This window comes from Streptomyces sp. NBC_00513 (assembly GCF_041431415.1).
Classification (GTDB): domain Bacteria; phylum Actinomycetota; class Actinomycetes; order Streptomycetales; family Streptomycetaceae; genus Streptomyces.
The window spans coordinates 1,424,939-1,446,494 of the sequence record NZ_CP107845.1 but is presented as its reverse complement, the minus strand read 5'-3'; the positions used below and the strand labels follow the sequence as shown (position 1 = coordinate 1,446,494).

Here is a 21,556-nt window from a genome sequence, read left to right as displayed (position 1 = left end):
TCACTTCACACCCTCCTGGGGTACGTGTCGGGGGCGCGGTCGCACCGGCAGACCGCGCAGCCACAGCCGGATGCCGTGGAAGCGGATGCCCACCGCCACCACGGCGGTGGACCAGGGGTGGCGCAGCGACGCCCGTACGGCACCCCACGCGCCGGCGGGCCGGCGCTCCCCCCGCACGGTCGCCGTCAGCCGCGCGCCGTCGGCCCCGCCGGCCAACTGCACCATCAGCTCCAGCCGGCCGTCCGGTTCGGGCAGCCGCATCCGGTAGCCGCCGTCCACGTCGAGGAACGGGGAGACGTAGAACTCCTTCGCCGCCCGGGCCGTTCCCCGCGCGGCCTCCGGACCGAGCAGGTAGCAGTGCCGCTCCCCGTACGTGTTGTGCACCTCGGCGACCACGTGGCGCAGCTCCCCGTCGGGGCCGTGGCACCAGTACACCGAGATCGGATTGAACACGTACCCGAACACGCGGGCGTGCGCGAGCATCGACACCCGTGAACCGGCGGGCAGCGCCGCGTCCTTCGAGACCAGGAAGCGATCGAGCCCGGCCCGGATCGTCGGCAGCCCGCCGCCGAAGTGGTCCCGCGCGTCGAAGTGGGCCAGGTGCCGCAACGGGCCCGGCAGCCGGGGGAGTTCGTCGAGGTCCACCAGCCACAGGTACGAGCGGTGGCGCAGGCCGTACGAGCGCTCGCCGGCCCGCACGTGTCGTATGTCGGCCTCGTACAGGCGGGGTTTCACCAGCTCACCCCCAGCGCCGCCGCCGCCTCCACGCCCGAGCGGCAGCCGTCCTCGTGGAACCCCCACCCGTGGTACGCGCCGGCGTAGGCCGTCACCGGCCCCGACAGCGCGGGCAGCAGACGCTGCGCGGCCACCGACTCCGGCGTGTAGACGGGGTGTTCGTAGTCCATCTCGGCCAGGACCAGGTCCGGGCGGACCCGGTCGTCGGCGTTCAGCGTCACCACGTACGGCTCCGGCGCGTCGAGACCCTGGAGCCGGTTCATGTCGTAGCTGACCCGCACGTGACCGTCCTGGGGGCGGCAGCCGGACAGCCGGTAGTTCCAGCAGCCCCGGGCCCCGGCCGCACGCGGCAGCACTGAGGCGTCGGTGTGCAGCACGGTCCGGTTGCGGGAGTAGCCGAACGCGCCCAGCGCCTCGCGTTCGGCGTCCGAGGGGTCGGCCAGCAGGCGCAGCGCCTGATCGGCGTGGACGGCGACGACCACCGAGTCGTACGCCGTGGACGTCCCGTCCGCGGTGGTGATCCGCGCGCCCTCCGCGGTGCGCTCCACGGCCCGTACGGGAGTGCCCACCCGGACCGCCCCCGTACCGAGCCGCTCGCGGAGCAGCTCCACGTACCGGGCCGAACCACCTTCGACCGTACGCCAGTTCGGTGAGCCGCCCACCGACAGCAGACCGTGATGGGCGAGGAAGCGGAACAGGTAGCGGGCGGGGTAGCGCAGCGCGGTGTCCGGCGGGCAGGACCACACCGAGGCCACCAGCGGGATGGCGAAGTGCCCGGTGAAGTACGCCCCGAACCGGCCCTGCCGCAGGAACCGGGCCAGCGTGATCTCGGGACCGGCCGACGGGGTCGCCAGCAACCGCCGGGCCTGCCGGTGGAAGGCCGGCACCTGGGCCAGCATCCGCAGGTAGGCCAGGTTCGCGGCGGCCCGCGGCTGCGCGAACAGCCCGCGCGGACCGCGCGCCCCCGCGTACTCCAGCCCACAGCCCTCGCAGTGCACCGACAGGCTCATCGTCGTCGGTCGGGTGGCCACCCCCAACTCGCCGAAGAGGCGCAACAGATGCGGGTAGGTACGGTCGTTGTGGACGATGAACCCGGAATCCACCGACCGCAGCTCGCCGTCCGTCCCCTTCAGCTCATGGGTGTGGGCGTGCCCGCCCAGCCGGTCGTCGGCCTCGTACAGGGTCACCTCGTGGGAGCGCGCCAGCACGTATGCCGCCGTCAGCCCCGAGACACCCCCGCCGACCACGGCCGTACGCGGTCGTGATCGTCCTCGCTCGTTCATCGTGTTGCCTCCTTGACCGGTACTTCGGAGCCGGAGGGGTGCTCGGATGTGTCTCCGGGCGAACCGGGCCACCAGGATTTCGGTCCGATGTCCCTGACCAGGGCGGGAACCAGCAGCGAACGCACGACGAGGGTGTCCAACAGGACGCCGAAGGCCACGATGAACGCGATCTGCGCCAGGAAGGCGAGCGGAATCACCCCCAGCGCGGCGAAGGTCGCCGCGAGGACCACACCCGCCGAGGTGATCACTCCGCCGGTGGAGGTCAGACCGCGCCGGATGCCCTCGCGGTGACCGTGCGCCACGGTCTCCTCGCGAACCCGGGACATCAGAAAGATGTTGTAGTCCACCCCGAGGGCGACCAGGAAGACGAACCCGTACAGCGGGACCGAGGCGTCCGTCCCGGTGAACCCGAACACGCCCCGGAAGACGAGGGCGGACACGCCGAGCGTGGCGAGGAAGTTCAGCGCGACCGTCGCCACCAGCAACAGGGGCATCACCAGCGAGCGCAGCAACCCCGCCAGGATCACCAGGATGATCCCGAGCACCACCGGCACGATCAGGGCGCGGTCGTGGGCCGCCGTCCGCTGGGTGTCGTACTGCTGGGCCGAGTACCCGCCGACCAGCGCGTCCGCGCCCGCGACCGCGTGCACGGCGGTCCGCAACCGGCCCACCGTCTCCTTGGCCGCGTCGCTGTCGGCCGCGTCGTCCAGCGTCGCGTCGATCCGGACCCTGCCGCCGGGGCCCGGGGCGCCCACCCGCGCCGCGTCGGCGACGCCCTCGGTGGCCCGCGCGGCCGCCACCACCTCGGAGGCCCGGTCCGCGTCCGCGATCACCACGGCGGGGTTGCCCGCACCCCCCGGGAAATGCCGGCCCAGCGTGGCCTGCGCCGACACCGACGGGGCGTCGTTCACGAAGATCTCGTCGAGCGGCACCCCCTTGGAGACCAGCATCGGGGAGAGGGCCGCGCAGGCCAGCAGCCCGGCCAGGGTCACGGCCCACACCCGGCGCGGCGCCCGGTCCACCAGCGCCGCCACCCGGGTCCAGACGGGATGCGCGGCGTCGGAGGCCTTCGGGCGGGCCGGCCAGTAGGCGGCCCGGCCCGACAGGACCAGCGCGGCGGGCAGGAACGTCAACGCGGCGAGCACGGCGCAACCGATGCCGATCGCCCCCACCGGTCCCAACGCCCGGTTGTTGGTCAGGTCGCTCAGCAGGAGCGCCAGCAGGCCCAGCGCGACGGTGGCGGCGCTCGCGACGACCGGGCCCAGCGTGCGCCGCCACGCGGCCCGCATCGCCGTGAACCGGTCGGGCTCCGTCGCGAGTTCCTCCCGGAACCGGGCGGTCAACAGCAGCGCGTAGTCCGTCGCGGCGCCGATGACCAGGATCGACAGGATGCCCTGCACCTGACCGTCCACCCGGACCAGCCCGCGATCGGCCAACGCGTACACGATCGCGCAGGCCAGGCCGAGGGCGAGCACCGCGCCGAAGACCACGATCAGGGGCAGCAGCACACTGCGGTAGACCACGAGCAGGATCACCAGGACCGTCGCCAGCGCCACCCCCAGCAGCAGTCCGTCGATGCCCGCGAAGGCGTCCCCGAGGTCCGCCTGGGTCGCGGCCGGACCGGCGATCGACACCGTGGTGCCCGGCACCTTCCCGGCCGCCCCGCGCACCCGGTCCAGTACGTCCGTCAATCCGTCGCCGAGGTCCGGCCGCAGCGGCACCACACCCCGCAGGGCCTGCCCGTCCCGCGAGGCAACCGCCGGGGAGGCCGGGCCCGCGAGCCCGACGCCCCCGGTCAGCGAGGCCAGCGCGGCGCTCGCCGTGCCCTGGACGGCGGGGGTGAGCCGGCCGCCGTCCGAGGCGGTCCACACCACGATCGCGGGCAGCGACTCGGCCTGCCGCAGGGCCCGCTGCGCCTCCACCACCCGGGTGGACTCGGCGCTGCGCGGCAGGAAGGCGGCCTGGTCGTTGGTGGCGACCTCGCCGAGCTTGCCCGCGTACGGGCCGAGCACCCCACCGACGGCGAGCCAGCCGAGCAACAACAGGATCGGAATCACCAGGCGGGTGATCCGCGGTGACGGGCGCATGGCACTCCCGGACAAGAGGTCAGTCTGTGCTGAGGTGGTGGACGGGCCTTCTGGATCACCTTTCGGCCGGGACACGTCATTCGGATGCGCCGCTCGGGCGAGCGACGCATCCGATCGCACCGACCGGACCGAATCCCCAGTGAGGTCACGCCCACGAGATCTCCCGGCATCCCACGAGATCTTCCGTACGAGGTCCCCGACCGGGACCACCAGGAGCGGAGACGCGTCATGACAAGCCTGCGATGTCTGGTCACCGGGGCCACCGGCTACATCGGCGGCCGGCTGGTGCCCGAACTCCTCGACGCCGGCCATCAGGTCCGCTGCCTGGCCCGCTCCCCGGAGAAACTGCGCGACCACCCCTGGGCCGGCCGGGCCGAGGTGGTGCGCGGCGACGTCGTCGACCCGCGTTCGGTGGGGGAGGCCCTGCGCGACATCGACGTGGCCTACTACCTCGTCCACTCCCTCGGCACCGGCTCCGGCTTCGAGGACCGGGACCGCGCCGCCGCCCGGATCTTCGCCGAGCAGGCCCACGCGGCGGGGGTCCGGCGGATCGTCTACCTGGGCGGGCTCACCCCCACCGGGGTCCCGATCCGGGAACTCTCCACGCACCTGCGCTCCCGCGCCGAGGTCGGGGAGATCTTCCTGGCCTCCGCCGTCCCGGCGACCGTCCTGCGCGCCGCCGTCATCATCGGATCCGGCTCCGCCTCCTTCGAGATGCTGCGCTACCTCACCGAGCGGCTGCCCGTCATGGTCACCCCGAGCTGGGTCGGCACCCGCTGCCAGCCGATCGCCGTCCGCGACGTCCTGCGCTACCTCGTCGGCAGCGCCACGATGCCGCCCGAGGTCAGCCGGACCTTCGACATCGGCGGCCCGGACGTGGTCACGTACGAGGAGATGATGCGCCGCTACGCCTCCGTGGCCGAGCTCCCCAAACGGCTCATCCTGCGCGTCCCGATGCTCACCCCGCGACTGTCCAGCCACTGGATCGGACTGGTCACCCCGGTGCCGCGGCGCCTCGCCCGACCGCTCGCCGAATCGCTGCGCCACGAAGTGGTGTGCGAGGAGCACGACATCGCCGAGTACGTCACCGACCCGCCCGGTACACCGTTCGGCTTCGACCAGGCCCTCGCCCTCGCCCTCCAGCGGGTCCGCGACGCCAACGTGGTCACCCGCTGGTCCTCCGCCTCCCTGCCCGGCGCCCCCAGCGACCCGCTGCCCACCGACCCCGACTGGGCCGGCGGCAGCCTGTACGAGGACAAGCGGGGACTGGACGTGGACGCCTCGCCGGACGCGCTGTGGCGGGTGGTGGAGGGCATCGGCGGGGAGAACGGCTGGTACTCCTTCCCGCTCGCCTGGGCGGTACGCGGCTGGCTCGACCGGCTCGTCGGCGGCGTCGGCATCCGGCGCGGCCGGCGCGACGCGTCCCATCTGCGGGTGGGCGACTCGCTCGACTTCTGGCGGGTGGAGGAGATCGAACCGGGCCGGCTGCTGCGGTTGCGCGCCGAGATGCGGCTGCCCGGCCTGGCCTGGCTGGAACTGCGCGCGGAACCCGACCCGGACACGGCCCCGGAACCCGCCGCCGGAGCCCGCACCGACACCGACCACGCCCCGGGACGGACGGCGAAGGCGACCGCCACGACCGGGACCGCGACGGCGGCGCGTTCCCGCTACCGCCAGCGCGCCCTGTTCCACCCCCACGGGCTGCTCGGGCACATGTACTGGTGGAGCGTCTCCCCCTTCCACGCCGTGGTCTTCGGCGGCATGGCGCGCAACATCGCCCGGGCCGCCGAGCGGCAGCCCCCCACCCCGGCCGGACGACCCGAGGGCGGCAGCGCATCCGATCCGGACCGACACGCCGAAGCACCCCACGACAACCGTCCCCCACGACCCTGACGCGGAGACGAGAAACCATGAACGTCGCGGTGGTCCTGTACACCTCGGACCTGCGCCTGCACGACCACCCACCGCTGCGCGCGGCCATGTCCTCCTGCGACCGGGTCGTGCCCCTCTTCGTCCGCGACCGGGCCATCGAGGCGGCCGGTTTCACAGCGCCCAACCGGTCGGCGTTCCTCGCCGACTGCCTCGCCGCCCTCGACGCCGGGCTGCGCGAACGCGGCGGACGTCTGGTGGTCCGTTCCGGCGAGGTCGTCGACCGGGTGTGCGCCGTCGTACGCGAGGCGGACGCCGACGAGGTGCACATGGCGGCCGGGGTCAGCGCGTACGCCCACGCCCGCGAGGAACGGCTGCGCGCCGCCCTGGAAGCCGAGGGCCGGCGGCTTTACGTCCACGACGCGGTGATCACGGCGGTCGCCCCTGGGGCCGTGCGGCCCGCCGGCGGGGACCACTTCGCCGTCTTCACCCCGTACCTGCGCCGCTGGAGCGAACTGCCCCCGCGCCCCAGCGCACCGGCCCCCCGCACGCTCCGGGTCCCCGACGACATCGACTCCGAGGCGCTGCCCGAGCGCACCGCCGTCACCGGGACCTCCCCGGGCCTCGCGCGCGGCGGCGAGCGCGAGGCCCGGCGACTGCTCTCCGGCTGGCTGAACGACGGCATCGCCCGCTACGAGGACACCCACGACGACCTCGCAGGCGACGCCACCTCCCGACTCTCCCCCCACCTGCACTTCGGCACGATCTCGCCCGTCGAGGCCGTCCAACGCTCCCGCGCGGTCGGCGGGCCGGGCGCCGAGGCCTTCGTCCGGCAACTGTGCTGGCGCGACTTCCACCACCAGGTGCTGGCCGCCCGCCCCGCCGCGGCGGCCGAGGACTACCGCGCCCGCCGGGACCACTGGCGCACCGGAGCCGACGCCGAGGAGGAGATCCAGGCCTGGAAGGAGGGCCGCACCGGCTATCCGGTGGTCGACGCTGCCATGCGCCAGCTCGCCCACGAGGGCTGGATGCACAACCGCGGCCGACTGTTGGCCGCGAGCTTCCTCGCCAAGACCCTGTACGTGGACTGGCGGGCCGGCGCCCGACACTTCCTCGACCTCCTCGTGGACGGGGACCTCGCCAACAACCAGCTCAACTGGCAGTGGGTGGCCGGCACGGGCACCGACACCCGGCCCAACCGGGTCCTCAACCCGGTCCGCCAAGGCCTGCGCTACGACCCCGACGGCACCTACGTGCACCGCTGGGTTCCCGAGCTCGCCGACCTGCCCGCCCCCCGGGTGCACGAGCCCTGGCGGCTGCCCGCCCCGGAACGCGCACGCTTCGACTACCCGGACCCGCTGGTCGAGCTCGCGGACGCGCTCGGCCGCTTCCGGAAAGGGCGCGGAATCGAATGAGGGCCGCCCCCCATGACCTCGTCGTATCGTGAGCGGGTGGACCCCGTGCCGCCCCACCCGCCCCAGGACCACGCCCCGGAACTGCCCGCGGCGGCGTTGAGCACCGGCGCCGTGGCCCGGCGCCTCGGGGTGTCGCCCACCACCCTGCGGTCCTGGGAGCGCCGGTACGCCATCGGCCCCGCGACCCGCGAGGACGGCCGGCACCGCCGCTGGACCGCCCAGGACATCGCCCGCCTGGAGCTGATGTGCCGGTTGACCGCCCAGGGGGTACCGCCCTCCGAGGCCGCCCGGGCCGCCGTGGGCGCCGCCCCCGCCGGCGGCGACGCCGTCCCCGAGTCGGCCGCGGTCCCGGAAACCACGGCGGCGCCGGGCGGCCCCAACGCGCTCCCGCTCGGAGAGGTCCGCCCCGAGTGCAGGGGGCTCGCCCGGGCCGCCGTACGACTCGACGCCCCGGCGGTGGAACAGCTGCTGGAGGCCGCCGTCGCGGAACACGGCCTGGTCACCGCATGGGAGGAGATCATCGCGCCGACCCTGCACGCGGTGGGCCGCAAGTGGGCCTCGGCCGGGGAACGTTACGTGGAGGTGGAGCACCTGCTCTCCTGGCACGTCTCCTGCGCGCTGCGCCGGGTACGCCCCGCCGCGGAACAACTGCGCTCCTCCCCGGTGCTGTTGGCCTGCGCGCCGGGAGAGCAACACACCCTGCCCATGGAGGCGCTGGCCGCCGTGCTCGGTGAACGGGGCCTGCCGGTGAGGATGTTCGGCGCCGCCCTGCCCGCCGAGGCCCTGCACGAAGCGGTCCGGCGCACGGGCCCGCGCGCGGCCGTCCTGTGGTCCCAGTCCCGGAGCACCGCCGACCGGCCCCTGGCGCGTTCCGTCGCCGCCATCGAGTGGGGGCTGCGCGGCGCACGCGGACACTCGGCGCTGCTGCTCGCCGGACCCGGCTGGGGCACGGGATCCCCGGACCCGCGCACCGAGCGGCTGTTCGGCCTGCGCTCGGGCCTCACCGTCATCGAGAACGCCCTGCGCCCCACGGACCACGCCGAACAGGCCACGAGGACGGGCCCGGCGACCGGGACGCGAGCGTAGACCCCTTCCGGCCCTTCGGGCCCTTCGGACCCTTCCGGCCCCTCCGGCCCGCCGCCGGCCGCGGGACCGCGCGGCCGGCGGCGGGCCGTCACCCGGCCGCGACCTCCGGCGTGCGGGGTGACACGGCCGGCGCCACCGACGCGCGCAGGACGCACAGGGCCCGCCGCATGTGGCTCTTGACCGTGCCCAGCGGCAGCCCCGTGCGATCCGCGATCTGGCTCTGGGTCAGGTCCCCGTAGAAGGCGAGCCGCATGACGCGCTGCTGCGCCGCCGGCAGCCGGGCCAGCTCCCCGAGGATCAACACCCGGTCCACCACCTGCTCCGGCTCCGGTCGGTCACCGGCCGCGGGCCACCGGGCGAACTCGTGGAAGGCGCGGGTGGCCGCCGCGACCGCCCGGGCCCGCCGGGTCCGGGCCTCCAGGGCGTCGGCCACCTTGTGGCGGGTGATCCCGGTCAGCCAGGCCCCGAGCCCGCCGGGGCCCGGCCGGTAGCCGCCACGGCCGCGCCAGGCGGCCAGGAACACCTGCTGGGTCACGTCCTCGGCCTCGCGGTCGTCGCCGAGCGAGCGGCGCGCCAGGGAGTGCACCAGCGGCCGCCACCGGCGGTACGCGGCCTCCATGGCGCGCTCGTCGCCCGCCGCGAAGCCGGCCGCGATGCGCGCCTCGTCCGACGCGTCGTCCTCGTACGCCAGGGTGCCCGGCGCGCCCGATGCGGAGTGCCCCCGCGGGTGCGTCCGCCGATCGCGCCGGCACGTCTGGTCGTCCATCCGGTCGTCCATGCCCCGAGCCTCGCGAGCACAGGAGCCCTCGACCAACTCGCACCGTTTCCGCATCGATTTCCGCGCCGCCGATCGACACCCGATCGACACCCGATCCTCGATCCCGACGGCGCCGCCGATCGACGCCGCCGCAGGGGGACCGGCACGCGTCAGGTCGCCTCCGCGGCCCGGCCCTCGCCGGCCATGAACCGCCACACCAGCGCGTGCCCCAGCACCACCAGGAGGATCAGCAGCAGCGCCTCCGCCTGGATCCCCTTGAGGTTGACCACGTCGGCCATCTCGGGGGCGGAGCCCACCACGGCGATCAGCACGTAGAGCACGATCACACCCACCCGGTGCCACACCAGCCCCGCGCCGACGCCCTCGGCCCGGTCGCGGGCCAGCAGCCGCAGCGTGGACGCGCATCCGATGACCGCGATCACGACGAAGGAGGCCCGCCAGATCCACGGCTGCTCGGTGCCCCCCACCTGGGCGAACAGGCCCATGAGCGCCGGAAGCAGAAAGGACAGGTAGATGCCGCCGACCACCCGCCGCAGGGCGGGCGCTCGCATCCACTCGGAATGGCTCTGCACGACGTTCCACCACAGGCCGACCAGGGTGAAACAGGTGGCGGAGAACAAGGCGTAGAACGTGCTCACATCCATGACGCCCGACAGTGACACGCCTGCCCGGCGACTTCGGCGACGACATGCCGGAGCGACTATCGTCCGGGGAATGAGTGACCTGATGCTGGTGAGGCATGGTGAGACGGCGTGGAGCGCCAACGGGAAGCACACCGGGCTGACGGACATCCCGCTGACCGCGCGCGGGGTCGAGGAGGCGATCTCCCTGGCCCCGTTCTTCCTGGACCGGCAGCCCGCCCTGGTGCTGACCAGCCCGCTGCGCCGCGCCGTGGCCACGGCCCAGCTCGCCGGGCTCAGTGACGGCGTCACCGACCCGGACCTGCACGAATGGGACTACGGCGGCTACGAGGGCGTGACCACCGCCGAGATCCGCGAGACCCGGCCGAACTGGTCGCTGTGGACCGACGGGGTCCCGCCCGGAGACGCCGAGCACCCCGGCGAGCAGGCCGAGCAGGTCGGGGCCCGCGCGGACCGCGCGCTGGCCCGGATCGCCGAGGTGCTGCGGGAGGACCGCGGCGACGTGGTGGTGGTCGCCCACGGCCACTTCCTGCGGGTACTGACGGCCCGCTACCTCGGGCTGCCCCCCGCCGACGGGCGACTGTTCCTGCTGCGCACCGGGACGGTCAGCCTCCTGTCGACCGAACACGAACTCCCGGTCATCGCGGGCTGGAACACCAGGCCCTGACCCTCCCGGACCTCCCCTCCCGCCTGCCGCGGACCGGCAGGACGACGAGTGACCGGCCATAAACCGTCGTGGGCCACTGTTCTCGCATCGCAGTCGCAGTCGCAGGCCGGCAGGGCACACCGTCCGGAGAGGAGCCGTCCATGGAGTCCACCGCGGTGCTCCAGCGGGACCCCGCCGCACCCGGGGGCCCCGCCTTGCGGATCGGGGTCCTCGGACCGCTCGACGTGCGTCTCGACGGCGAATCCCGTACCCCCACCGCGCCCCAGGTCCGACGGGTCCTGGCCGTGCTCCTGCTGCGCGCGGGACGGCCCGTGCCGCTCGCCGCCCTCATCGAGGAACTGTGGGAGATCGACCCGCCGCGGCTCGCCCGCAAGACCGTCCAGACGTACGTGTACCAGTTGCGCCGGGCCCTGGCCCGGCGGCCGGCCCCCGCGCACGGCCCCACCCCCGCACCGCACTCCTCCGACCGGCTGGAAACCCGTACGAACGGCTACCTGCTGCGGCTGCGCCCGGAGGAGGTGGACCTGTGGGACTTCGAACGCCGGATCGGACTGGCCCGCGTGGACCTGGACGCCGGCAACGCCCGCGAGGCCGCCGGGGCGCTGCGGGCGGCCCTCGCCCTGTGGCGCGGGGACGCCTTCGCCGACGTCCCCGCCGGCCCCGAACTCGCCTCCCGGATCAGCCGGATCGAGGCCACCCGGATCAGCGCCCTGGAGATGCGGGTCCAGGCGGACCTCCAACTCGGCCTCCACGGAGCGCTGCTCGACGAACTGCGCCGGCTCACCGCCGAGCACCCGCTCAACGAGAGGTTCGCCGCCGACCTGGTCCTCGCCGCACACCGATCCGGCCAACGCGCCACCGCCCTGGACGCGTTCACCCGGCTGCGCCGCAACCTCGTCCGGGAGCTGGGCATCGAGCCCTCCGACTGGGTCCGCAAACTCCAGCAGGAGGTGCTGAGCGCCGACCCGCGCCTCGGCGCGCCCACGCCCGCACATCTGATCCCGCCCGGCCGGCCCGCCCGGGACCTCGCCACGACGGCGCCCGCGACCCTCCCCAGGTTGACGCAACTCCCGCCCGACACACCGGATTTCGTCGGCCGCCGCCGCGAACTCGACCGGCTGCTCGCCCTGGCCGCCCCCGGGGAGGAACCCGAACGGCGCGCCGCACCCCGGATCGTCACCGTCCTCGGTGGCATCGGCACCGGCAAGAGCGTGCTGGCCGTCCGGGCCGCCCACCTGCTCAGCGGCTGCTTCCCCGACGGCCAGTTGTACGCCCGGCTGCACAGCGACCGGGAGACGCCGATCAGCCCCACGCTGATCCTGCGCTCCTTCCTGCGCGACCTGCACCTCGACTCCGTGCCCACCTCGGACGGGGACCCCGCCGGATGGGCCGAGGACGAGCTGGCCCGCAGGTTCCGCGACCACACCGCGGGCCGGGCGCTGCTCCTGCTGCTGGAGGACGCCGCGTCCGCCCGGCAGATCCTGCCGCTGCTGCCCGGCGGCAGCCGCAGCACCGTCATCACCACCTCCCGGGTCCGCCTGCCGGGGCTGCCGGGCGCCGCGCACCTGACGCTCGGGCCGATGAGCACCGAGGACGGCGCCGCGCTGTTCGCCGCGGCCGTCTGCCCCGCGGGCCGGCTCCCGGGCGACCGCACGGCGGCCCGGGGGATCGTCCGGCTGATGGGTCACGTCCCGCTGGGGATCAGGGCGATGGGGGAGACCCTGGCGGCCCGTCCGATGTGGTCCACGGCCGATTTCGCCGAACGACTGGCCAACGAAGGGCAACGCCGGGTAGAACTGCGCTCGGGGACCTGGGACGTGCTGGCCCGGGTCGAACAGTCCTGCGCGCGGCTGCCCCACCCGGCGGGCCGGGCGCTCACCGTACTCAGCCGTTCCGCCCCCGGAGCCTTCGTGGTCCGGGACGCCGCGCAACTCCTCGGGGTGGCCACGAGCACCGCCGAACAGCTCCTGGGCACCCTGCTGGACCACCACGCCGTCGAACTCAACGGCCGGGTCCCCACGGGAACCCGGGAGATGTCGGTGCCGTCCTTCCGGATACCGGAACTGATCCGGCTCGCCCTCGCCGGGAACCCGGACGCCGATCCGGAACCGCGGTCCCCGACCGCCCCGGACCGGCCGGCGGCGTACGCCACGATCCGCGCGGGCACGGAGGCGGGGCTTCCCGATCCTTTGCCCCCGCTTGGTCGCCCCGCGTGAAGCTGCGTCTCCGTGGCGGCATGTGCTCAGCACAGCCGCCGCTCGGCAGACACATGCAGGCAGCTGGCCGGGCAACGCCCGGTCGGAGGGGAGACTTCCATGAGGAGCACGATCCTGCGGAGCGGCAGCACGGTCCGGAAGCAGCCGTCGGGCGATCAGCACGCCGAGTGCATCGCACGCGAGGGAACGCAACGCCCCGGTGACGAGGAGTCGGTGGTCTTCGAGTTGTGCTCGGGACTCTTCGCGTCCATGCCGCGGAGCGACCAGCGGATGAAGGCCATCCACTACGTGCGGGGCCTGTTGGGCGCCGAGGGCCGCAAGTCGATCCGCAACATCGCGACGCTGCTCGGAGGGGACGCCGCCGAGCAGAGCCTCCACCACTTCATCTCCAGCTCGACCTGGGACTGGACCCCCGTCCGGCGGGCCCTGGCCCAGCACATCGAACGGGTGTCGCCACCACAGGCGTACGTGGTACACCCCATGATCATTCCGAAGGCCGGTGAAACCTCCGTGGGGGTCGAGCGGCGCTTCGTGCCGGAGCTGGGTCAGGTCATCAACGCCCAACAGGCCGTGGGTGTCTGGGCCGCCGCCCACGACTGGAGTTCCCCCCTGCACTGGCGGCTCCACCTCACCCACCGCTGGCTGGAGGACGAGAACCGGCGCAGCCAGGCCGCCATCCCCGAGACCACCGTGCAGGAAAGCCTCGCCCAGTGCTCGGTCGAGGCCTATCTGGCGATGATCAGGGACTCCGGGCTCCCGGTCCGACCCCTGGTGATGGACGCGCGCAACGCCGACGTCCTGAGCACCGTCCACCGACTGCGGGCCGCCGGCACGCCCTGGCTGCTGCGGGTGGACCCCTCCGTACGCCTCACCGTGTTGGAACCGACCTTCCCCCGCCGCGGCGCCAGCATGACGACCCAACAGATCATGTCCACCGCCTGGCACATGCGTCAGTTGGAACCCCGCCGGGCACCCGGACCGGAGGCGCAGCTGCGCGGCATCAGGCGGCCGGGTTCGCTCGTGGCCGTCAGCGCCACCCTGACCGCCGACACCCGGCGCCCCGGCGGTCGACCCGGCGTGGCCGAGGAACTGCTGCTCCTCGGGATCTCGGACGGCGGGCAACTCCCGGCCGAACTGTGGCTCACCGACCTGACGGGGGTGCGACCGGTCGAGTTGACCCAGTTGATCCGGCTCACCCACAGGGTGGACCGGGACCTCGCCGAGGTGGCCGACCAGGTCGGCATCCGGGACTTCTCCGGCCGCTCCTTCAACGGCTGGCACCGGCACGCGACGCTCGCCTCGGCCGCGCACGCCATCGCCCTGCTCAGCGGCCGGCCGAACACCCGGCGGGCCACGGCGGAGGTGACGGACCTGACCGATCCGGCGCGCCGCGAACGGCACGGTCGGGGCTACCTGACGGACCTGGGAGGGCGACCTGACCTAGCGAGCTGAGCAGTTGACGGATAGCCCGGACGGCCATTGGCCGTGGCCGCCGGGTCCCACAGGATCGGGACATTCCAACCGATCGAACCGAGGGACCCCGGACATGACCAAGGTCGCCGTCATCTACTACTCCTCCCAGGGAAACGTCCACCAACTCGCCGTGGCCGCCGCGGCCGCCGCCGAGAAGGCGGGCGCGGAGGTGCGGTTGCGCAGGACCGCCGAGCTCACCACCGAGACGGTCGTACCCGGCAACGACACCTGGAACGCGGCATGGGAGGAGCACCTCGCCGCCGTGGCGGACATCCCCACGGCCACGCTCGACGACCTCGAATGGGCCGACGCGGTGCTGTGGGGGACCCCGGGCCGTTACGGCCTGCCCGCCGCCTCGCTCAAGCAGTTCATCGACCAGACCCTTCCCCTGCACTCCAAGCGCGGACTGCTGAACAAGGTGATGTCCTCGTTCACCTCCACCGCGACCCTGCACGGCGGTCAGGAGAGCACCCTCCTGGCCCTCAACAACGCCTTCTACCACTGGGGCGCGATCATCGTGCCGCCCGGTGTGGCCGACCCGATCCAGCTGGCCCCGACCAACGGCAACCCGTACGGCGTCAGCAGCGTCTCGCGCAACGAGGCGGGCAACGTCACCGAGGACAACCTCGCCGCCATCGAGTACCAGGCCCGCCGCACCGTCGAGATCACCGCCGCGCTCCGCAAGGGCCTCGCCTAGGTCCTGCCGTCGGGGCCCGCCCCGGCCGCGGCGCCCGGTCGCGCGCCCCGCCGCGTTGCCGGGGCACCCGAGTACGTCGCGTACACGGGCGCCCGGCCGCCGCGTGCCCGCCGCCCGCACGATCGGGGCCCATGCCGCCCCGGGCCGCGCCGTGTCCCGCCGGGCGCGGTCGGGGCCGGGCCCGTCCGCCCGGTCCCGAGCGTCCGGCCCGGCCGCGCGGCGATCCCGGGGGCGATCGGCCCTCGCGCGTCCGGCCCCGTACACCCCACACCCGCGGCCCCCGCCCCCGGCGCGGTCCCGCGCGTCCCGCCCGCTCCTTCGGGCACCCCGCACCCCCGCACCACCCACCCCCGCATTTCGCCCGCGCGCCCCGCTCCCGCGACCCCACACCGCGCGGCAGAGCGGGCACCGCGCCCTCGCTCGTCTACTCGGAGGCACCCCGTGGAAAACGCCGACATCGGCATCCGGCTGAAACCCGCGCTCCAACAGCCGGACTGGGACGACCCCGCGCAGTTGCGTCGGGTCAGGGAGGAACTCCTGGCCCGCCCCTCGCTGGTCGCCGCGGACGACGTACGGACCCTGCGCGGGCTGTTGGCCCGGGTGGCGGCCGGCCAGGCCCATGTGGTCCAGGTCGGCGACTGCGCCGAGGACCCGGCCGAATGCACGCCCGACCACGTCGCCCGCAAGGCCGCCGTCCTGGACCTGCTCGCCGGGTCGCTGCGACTGATCACCGGCAAGCCGGTGCTGCGCGTCGGCAGGATCGCCGGCCAGTACGCCAAGCCCCGCTCGCGCCCCACCGAGGTCGTCGACGGGGTCGACATGCCCGTCTTCCGGGGCCACATGGTCAACGGACCCGAACCCGACGTCGACGCCCGCCGCCCCGACCCGCTGCGGCTGCTCACCGGCTACATGGCCGCCGACGACGTGATGCGGGGCCTCGGCTGGCGCCCCGGCAGCCCCGGCGCCGGCATCGACCCCATGGTGTGGACCAGCCACGAGGCCCTGCTCCTCGACTACGAGGTGTCGATGCTCCGCGGCGACGAGGCGGGCGGGCTGATGCTGGCCTCCACCCACTGGCCCTGGATCGGCGAGCGCACCCGGCAGGTCGACGGCGCCCACGTCGAGCTGCTGTCCCGGGTGAGCAACCCGGTCGCCTGCAAGGTCGGCCCGAACATGAGCCCGGCGGAGCTGCTCGCCTTGTGCGAACGGCTCGACCCGGACCGCGAGCCCGGCCGCCTCACCCTGATCGCCCGGATGGGCGCCGACGCCGCCCCCGACGCCCTGCCCCCGCTCGTGACCGCCGTCCGGGAGGCGGGACACCCGGTGATCTGGCTGACCGACCCCATGCACGGCAACACCGTCAGCACCCCCGACGGGTACAAGACCCGCTACGTCGAGACCGTCGAACGCGAGGCCGTGGCCTTCCACTTCGCCGTCACCGAGGCCGGGGGTGTCGCGGGCGGCTTCCACCTGGAGACCACCCCGGACGCCGTCACCGAATGCGTCTCCGACCCGTCCGCGATCGATCGGGTCGGCGAGTTCTACACCAGTCACTGCGACCCGCGGCTCAACCCCGGACAGGCCATATCCGTCGTATCCAGCTGGAGTTTCTGATGGACGGCACCACAGCACTCGTCACGGGAGCCGCCGGCGGGATAGGCCGCGCGGTCGCCCTCACCCTCGGGGCGCGCGGCGTCCGCATCGCCGCCGTGGACCGCGATCCGGTTGCCCTGCGGCGGGCGGTCGAGGAGTGGGCCGACCAGGGCGTCAAGGCCGTCGCCTTCCCCACCGACGTCACCAGCAGCGCCGACGTCGAGCGGACCGTCGAGGCCGCGGAGAGCGAACTCGGCCCGATCGAGCACCTCGTCAACGCCGCCGGCATCCTGCGCCTGGGCCAGGCCCGCGCGTTCACCGACGAGGACTGGAACGCCACCTTCGCCGTCAACACCACCGGCGTCTTCCACGTCTCCCGGGCCGTGGTCAACCGGATGGTCGAGCGCGCCGGGGGCTCCCTCGTCACCGTCGCCTCCAACGCCGCCGGCACCCCCCGCACGGACATGGCCGCCTACGCCGCCTCCAAGGCCGCGGCCACCATGTTCACCAAGTCCCTCGGCCTGGAAGTCGCCCGCCACGGCATCCGCTGCAACGTCGTCGCCCCCGGCTCCACCGACACACCGATGCTGCGGTCCATGTGGCAGGACGAGTCGGGTCCGCGCGGCTCCATCGAGGGACACGGGGACTCGTACCGCGTCGGCATCCCGCTCGGCCGACTCGCACAGCCCCGACACATCGCCGACGCCGTGGCCTTCCTGCTCTCCGACGAGGCCGCGCACATCACCCTGCACACGCTCACGGTCGACGGCGGCGCCACCCTCGGCGTCTGACCTCCGCGCCCGCGACCCGCCGCCGTCCCGCACCACCCTCACCCGCACCCTTCCACCACGTCAGAGCCACGAGAGGAAGCCATGGCCGGCATCCCGACCATCGAGGCCTACCCGATGCCGACATCGGGGGACCTGCCCCTCAACACCGCCGCCTGGTCCGTCGACCCGGCCCGCGCCGTCCTGTTGTTGCACGACATGCAGCACTACTTCCTGAAACCCCTGCCGGACACCCTGCGCACCGAACTCGTCCGCAATTGCGCCCAGTTGCGCGACCGGTGTGTCGAACTCGGCGTCCCCGTCGCCTACACGGCCCAGCCGGGCGGCATGACCGAGCGCCAGCGCGGACTGCTGCGGGACTTCTGGGGGCCCGGGATGAAGCCCTCGCGCGCCGACCGGGAGATCGCCGACGAGCTGGGGCCCCGTCCCGAGGACTGGGTGTTCACCAAGTGGCGCTACAGCGCGTTCCACCACACCGACCTGCTGGCCCGGATGCGGGAGGCGGGACGCGACCAACTCGTCGTCGGCGGGGTGTACGCCCACGTCGGCGTACTGGCCACCGCGGTCGACTCGTTCAGCCACGACATGGAGACCTTCCTCGTCGCGGACGCCCTGGCCGACTTCACCGAGGAGGACCACCACCGCACCCTCGACTACGCGGCCCGGCGCTGCGCCGTGGTCACCACCGTGAAGGAGACCCTGGCATGACCGCCGCCCGGGAACCGGCGGAGCGTGACCTGCTCGCCCGGATCCTCGCCCCCTCGCCACCACCGTTCGCCCTGCTGCACCGGCCCGGAGCCACCGGGCCCGGCCTGGTGGAGGTCCTCGTCGGCGACGTGTCCCACCCCGAGACCCTGGCGTCCGTACCCCTGCCCGAGCGGGGCGCCGCCGAGCCCGGCCGGCACGAGGCGCTGGTCCTCGTACCCTTCCGGCAGATCCGCGAACGCGGCTTCGAGGCCGCCGACGACGGCTCCCCGCTCATTACCCTCGCCGTCACCGGTCAGGAGAAGGTCCCCCTCGCGGAGGCCGTCGCACGCATCGGCGACCGGCCCATCCGGCTCACCGGCGGCGACTTCGACATCGACGACGCCGGCTACGCGGACATCGTCCGTCGCGTCATCGCCGACGAGATCGGCACCGGCGAGGGAGCGAACTTCGTCATCAAACGCTCCTTCACCGCGGAGATCACCGACTACACCCCGCGCAGCGCCCTGACCCTCTTCCGCCGGCTCCTGGAGCAGGAATCGGGCGGCTACTGGACGTTCGTCGTCCACACCGGCGAGCGCACCTTCGTCGGCGCCACCCCCGAACGCCACATCAGCGTGCACCGCGGCACCGCCGTGATGAACCCCATCAGCGGCACCTACCGCTACCCCGCCGGCGGACCCACCCTGCCCCAGGTCATGGACTTCCTCGCGGACCGCAAGGAGACCGACGAGCTGTACATGGTCGTCGACGAGGAACTCAAGATGATGGCGCGGGTCTGCGAGGGAGGCGGCCGGGTCGTCGGCCCCTACCTCAAGGAGATGGCGCGCCTCGCGCACACCGAGTACCTCATCGAGGGGCGCACCACCCGCGACCCGCGCGAGATCCTGCGCGAGACGATGTTCGCCCCCACCGTCACGGGCAGCCCGCTGGAGAGCGCCTGCCGCGTCATCAGCAGGTACGAACCGCGCGGCCGCGGCTACTACAGCGGCATCGTCGCCCTCATCGGCACGGACGGGACGGGCGAACGGGAACTCGACTCGTCGATCCTCATCCGCACCGCCGACATCGACGCCGCCGGCCGGGTCTCCATCGGCGTGGGAGCCACCCTGGTGCGCCACTCCGATCCCGAGTCCGAGGTCGCGGAGACCAAGGCGAAGGCCGCCGGCCTGCTCGCCGCACTGGAATCGGACGGCGCCACCCGGTTCTCCGCCCACCCCGACGTCCGGGCCGCCCTGGCCCGGCGCAACGACTCCATCGCCGGGTACTGGCTGGCCGAGGAGGGCGAACGCGCCCTGCCGCAAGCCTCGTTGGTCGGACGCTCGGTCCTCGTCGTGGACGCGGAGGACACCTTCACCTCGATGATCGCCCACCAGCTCCGCTCGATGGGCCTGCGGGTGACCGTGAGCCGCTTCGACGAGCCGTACTCCCTCGACGCCCACGACCTGGTCGTCATGGGCCCGGGACCCGGCGACCCGCGCGACGCCGGCCACCCGAAGATCGCCAGGCTGTCGGCCGACGTCCGCGCGCTGCTCGCCAAGCGCAGACCCTTCCTCGCCGTGTGCCTCAGCCACCAGGTCCTCTCCCGGGAACTGGGGCTCGACCTGGTCCGCCGCGACCACCCCAACCAGGGCGTACAGCGACAGATCCAACTGTTCGGCGCGGCCGAACGGGTCGGCTTCTACAACACGTTCGCCGCCCGCGGCGCCGAGGACAAGGCCGAGGCCGAGGGCGTCGGCGTGTTCGAGGTCAGTCGCGACCCGGAGACCGACGAGGTGCACGCCCTGCGCGGACCGCACTTCGCCTCCATGCAGTTCCACCCCGAATCCGTGCTCACCCGGGACGGCGTCCGCATCGTCGAGTCCCTGCTCACCGGCCTGATCTGACCGGCCCACCACCCACCCACACCCCTCCCGCGAAGGAGTTCCGCGATGCTTCCCGTCAACGGCAGTGACAAGGGCCTGTACATGGGTCTCGTGGCCGAGCGGGCCGCCCAGGCCCACGGCGACCAGCTGATCATCCTCGACCACGACCTGGACCTCATTCCCGAGGCCGGGCGACGCCTGACGTTCGCCGAACTGGCCGAGTACATCGACGACACCGCGGCCCGCCTGTACGCCGCCGGAGTGCGCCGCAGCGACCACGTCGCCCTCCACAAGTCCAACGGCTTCGACATCAACATCCTGTCCAGCGCCGTCGCCCGCCTCGGAGCCGTCCCCGTCCAGCTCTCCCCGTACCTCGACGCCGACAGCGTCCTCGCGCTGCTGCGCCGGCTCGGCTCCCCCCACCTGGTCACCGACACCGACAAGCTCGACGGACCGTTCGCCGGCACCCCCCTCGCGGAGATCGCCGGCCAGGTGATCATCGTGGCCGGGTCCCGCCCGGGCACGGTCTCCCTCGCGGACCTGGCCGGCTCCCCGCGGCAGGCCCCCGTCGTCCCCCACCTCGACCTGCCCGCGCTCATGACGCACACCTCCGGCACCACCGGCCTGCCCAAGCTGGTCGTGCACTCGGCCCGCACCCTGCACGGCCGCTACCGCCCGCAGGCCAAGCTCTTCGACATGATCCGCGAGCACGAGACGGTCGCCCTGCACGTCAGCTACGTCCACTCGCGGATGCCCCTGGCCCTGGCCGTCCTGCTGCCCCGCGGCAACCCGATGGTCATCATGAACGACGCCGAGCCCGAGCACGCGGCACGACTGTGGGCCGAGACCCGCCCCGGATTCATCGAATCGCACCCCAACTCCTTCATGGAATGGGAGGTGTTGGCCGACCACCCGCTGCGCCCGCTGTCGAACGTGAAGTACTTCAGCACCACCTTCGACGCCATCCACCCCAGCACCATGCACAAGCTGCTGCACGCCACCGACCGCAGCTCGCCGCTCTTCTACCAGATCTACGGCCAGAGCGAGACGGGCCCGCTCGTCGGCCGCGGCTTCACCCGCGCCACCGCCCTCGGCGCGGACGGCCGCTGCCAGGGCCACGCCTTCCCCTCCGACACCAAGTTCCGGCTCGTCAGCCGCAACGGCAAGGAGGTCACCCGCGACAACCCCGGCTACATCGACGTACAGGCCGCCGGCCGGGCGCTGGGCTACTTCGGCGAACGCGAGCGCTACGACACCCAGGTGCACGGCGGCTGGTGGCGCGGCATGGACCTCGGGTACCGCACCGACGAGGGCTGCCTCCACCTCCTGGACCGCGAGGTCGACGCCATCCCCGGCATCCACTCCACCCTGGAGATCGAGGACACCGTCCTCGGCCGGCTCGACGAACTGACCGAACTCGTCGTCGTCCCCGGACCCGACGGCGCGGGCGTCCCCGTGCTCTGCACCCGCGACGACCTGCCGCTGGACACGGCCCGCTGGCGCTCCGCCGCCGCCGCGTGGCCACAGCTCGCTGAGCCCGTGCAGATGAAGCTCTCCGAACTGCCGCGCACGGCCACGATGAAGGTCCAGCGCCTCGAACTCACCGCACGACTGCGGCGGTTGTCCGCCCCGCAGTCGTCCTGACCACCGTCCGGCGA

17 protein-coding genes are annotated in these 21,556 nt (G+C 73.6%); 12 read left to right on the top strand and 5 right to left on the bottom strand.

Annotated elements, in window-relative coordinates; translation table 11 throughout:
* From OHA84_RS06835 to OHA84_RS06825, 3 genes are read right to left on the bottom strand one after another with little or no spacing between them, the layout of a single operon-like run.
* A complete protein-coding gene (locus OHA84_RS06835) occupies positions 1-738 on the bottom strand; it encodes a DUF1365 domain-containing protein (RefSeq protein ID WP_371591581.1) in 738 nt (245 codons plus the stop codon).
* Positions 732-2,018: an NAD(P)/FAD-dependent oxidoreductase gene (locus tag OHA84_RS06830; RefSeq protein WP_266951771.1), complete on the bottom strand. Its 1,287-nt coding sequence runs from the start codon at positions 2,016-2,018 to the stop codon at positions 732-734. The genes OHA84_RS06835 and OHA84_RS06830 overlap by 7 nt, the downstream gene beginning before the upstream one ends.
* Positions 2,015-4,105, bottom strand: coding sequence for an MMPL family transporter (locus OHA84_RS06825; RefSeq protein ID WP_266972635.1), 2,091 nt, complete (start codon positions 4,103-4,105; stop codon positions 2,015-2,017). Before OHA84_RS06825 ends, OHA84_RS06830 begins: the two co-directional genes overlap by 4 nt.
* A 228-nt stretch (positions 4,106-4,333) precedes the next feature.
* On the opposite strand from OHA84_RS06825, the gene OHA84_RS06820 reads away from it, so the two are divergent.
* The 3 genes from OHA84_RS06820 to OHA84_RS06810 are packed head-to-tail and all read left to right on the top strand — an operon-like array spanning position 4,334 to position 8,475.
* Complete coding sequence (locus OHA84_RS06820) at positions 4,334-5,998, top strand: SDR family oxidoreductase (RefSeq protein ID WP_266972637.1); 1,665 nt, start codon at positions 4,334-4,336, stop codon at positions 5,996-5,998.
* Positions 5,999-6,015: 17 nt separating this feature from the next.
* Positions 6,016-7,389: a deoxyribodipyrimidine photo-lyase gene (locus tag OHA84_RS06815; RefSeq protein WP_266951774.1), complete on the top strand. Its 1,374-nt coding sequence runs from the start codon at positions 6,016-6,018 to the stop codon at positions 7,387-7,389.
* A gap of 12 nt (positions 7,390-7,401) precedes the next feature.
* Positions 7,402-8,475 (top strand): MerR family transcriptional regulator, encoded by a 1,074-nt coding sequence (locus OHA84_RS06810; RefSeq protein WP_078999595.1) that lies wholly within the window; start codon positions 7,402-7,404, stop codon positions 8,473-8,475.
* A gap of 88 nt (positions 8,476-8,563) precedes the next feature.
* On the opposite strand, the gene OHA84_RS06805 is transcribed toward OHA84_RS06810, so the two are convergent.
* Both OHA84_RS06805 and OHA84_RS06800 read right to left on the bottom strand, forming a co-directional pair.
* Positions 8,564-9,253 (bottom strand): RNA polymerase sigma factor, encoded by a 690-nt coding sequence (locus OHA84_RS06805; RefSeq protein WP_234350323.1) that lies wholly within the window; start codon positions 9,251-9,253, stop codon positions 8,564-8,566.
* 149 nt (positions 9,254-9,402) lie between these two features.
* On the bottom strand, positions 9,403-9,897 hold the full coding sequence (locus OHA84_RS06800; protein WP_266951779.1) for a hypothetical protein: 495 nt from the start codon (positions 9,895-9,897) through the stop codon (positions 9,403-9,405).
* A 70-nt stretch (positions 9,898-9,967) separates the two neighbouring features.
* Here OHA84_RS06800 and OHA84_RS06795 point away from each other — a divergent pair, with 70 nt between their 5' ends.
* The 9 genes from OHA84_RS06795 (at position 9,968) to OHA84_RS06755 (ending at position 21,542) form a co-directional block, all read left to right on the top strand.
* The gene (locus OHA84_RS06795; RefSeq protein ID WP_053683413.1) at positions 9,968-10,561 is read left to right on the top strand and encodes a histidine phosphatase family protein; all 594 of its coding nucleotides are present in this window, start codon (positions 9,968-9,970) and stop codon (positions 10,559-10,561) included.
* A 140-nt stretch (positions 10,562-10,701) separates the two neighbouring features.
* Complete coding sequence (locus OHA84_RS06790; protein WP_266972642.1) at positions 10,702-12,777, top strand: BTAD domain-containing putative transcriptional regulator; 2,076 nt, start codon at positions 10,702-10,704, stop codon at positions 12,775-12,777.
* A 99-nt stretch (positions 12,778-12,876) separates the two neighbouring features.
* Entirely contained in the window at positions 12,877-14,229 is a 1,353-nt protein-coding gene (locus OHA84_RS06785) for a transposase (protein WP_063839660.1), read from the top strand.
* 94 nt (positions 14,230-14,323) lie between these two features.
* Positions 14,324-14,947 carry an NAD(P)H-dependent oxidoreductase gene (locus OHA84_RS06780; protein ID WP_053683417.1) on the top strand — a complete coding sequence of 208 codons (624 nt, stop codon included), beginning with the start codon at positions 14,324-14,326 and terminating at the stop codon, positions 14,945-14,947.
* A gap of 441 nt (positions 14,948-15,388) precedes the next feature.
* Positions 15,389-16,561, top strand: coding sequence for a 3-deoxy-7-phosphoheptulonate synthase (locus tag OHA84_RS06775; protein WP_053678179.1), 1,173 nt, complete (start codon positions 15,389-15,391; stop codon positions 16,559-16,561).
* A complete protein-coding gene (locus tag OHA84_RS06770; RefSeq protein WP_053678182.1) occupies positions 16,561-17,331 on the top strand; it encodes a 2,3-dihydro-2,3-dihydroxybenzoate dehydrogenase in 771 nt (256 codons plus the stop codon). Before OHA84_RS06775 ends, OHA84_RS06770 begins: the two co-directional genes overlap by 1 nt.
* A gap of 81 nt (positions 17,332-17,412) precedes the next feature.
* Entirely contained in the window at positions 17,413-18,036 is a 624-nt protein-coding gene (locus tag OHA84_RS06765) for an isochorismatase family protein (RefSeq protein ID WP_266951792.1), read from the top strand.
* On the top strand, positions 18,033-19,919 hold the full coding sequence (locus OHA84_RS06760; protein WP_266972646.1) for an anthranilate synthase family protein: 1,887 nt from the start codon (positions 18,033-18,035) through the stop codon (positions 19,917-19,919). The genes OHA84_RS06765 and OHA84_RS06760 overlap by 4 nt, the downstream gene beginning before the upstream one ends.
* A 45-nt stretch (positions 19,920-19,964) precedes the next feature.
* A complete protein-coding gene (locus OHA84_RS06755) occupies positions 19,965-21,542 on the top strand; it encodes a class I adenylate-forming enzyme family protein (protein ID WP_266972648.1) in 1,578 nt (525 codons plus the stop codon).
* Positions 21,543-21,556 lie beyond the last annotated feature (14 nt).